At 48.4% G+C, this 843-nt stretch carries 1 protein-coding gene; it reads left to right on the top strand.

Annotation, left to right across the window (positions count from 1 at the left end; translation table 11 throughout):
• Nucleotides 1–147: 147 nt before the first annotated feature.
• Nucleotides 148–843 (top strand): class I SAM-dependent methyltransferase (locus HMPREF3190_RS07480; RefSeq protein WP_066781781.1); only part of this gene is annotated, 696 nt, incomplete at its 3' end.

Genomic DNA, 843 nt, shown 5'->3' with positions numbered 1-843 from the left:
TCCGCTGTTAACGGGCGAAGAAAACGCATAAGCGCAGGTTGGGAAAGCGCTGCTTAGGAAAGCGCAAGTTGTAATAAACGCTGGTTGGACAAAGAACGAAGCGGTACACAAAAGGTAAAGAACGAAACGAAACACAAAGGAGCTGGTATGGATTCTACATCAAGCATACAGCAAGCACTTGTTGCAGCACCAAAGCACATTCTTGATGCGTGGAAAACGCCACCATCTGTTATGAATGGCTATCACCATGCTGAAACATGGGATCATGCAGTCGATTTTTGGCGGACGCTTCCTATTCCCACCTGGGAAGATGATGAATTCCTCCAGCTTATTGCCAAGCATCATGCTATCGACAATACCAGCAGCGTTCTTGATATCGGGTGCGGTTCGGGCATTTATTCTTTCGCGCTTGCGAAACGCGCAAAACGCGTTGTAGGTATTGATATTTCAAGCAAAATGATTGAAGCCGCAAACGATCGCAAAGAAGAACTTGGAATTGAAAACGTACAGTTTATTCGTGACGACTTTCTTGCGCATGCGTTTACCGAGCGCTTTGACGTGGTAATTGCCCATATGACACCCGCTATGCGCGATGGCGACGGCTTCAGAAAAATGCTTACACTTACAAAACGCTTCGGCTTTACCGCACGTCCCACGCGTCGCAGCGACAGTATTGCCGATGGCATTACGCAACTTATATCGCCTGACCAGGCGCATCAAAACGACGTAAGCATTCCCGCGCAGTTCCTTATTTTGTGGAATGCAGGCATAACGCCGTTGGTAAGCCACTACCCTGCCGTTTGGAACAGAACGCGCACGCTGGAGGAAGCGCTTACATACTAT

The organism is Umbribacter vaginalis (assembly GCA_001552935.1).
In the GTDB taxonomy this organism is placed as follows: Bacteria; Actinomycetota; Coriobacteriia; order Coriobacteriales; family Eggerthellaceae; genus Berryella; species Berryella vaginalis.
Note: the sequence above shows the minus strand (reverse complement) of the source record. Positions and strands in the feature narration are given on the sequence as shown.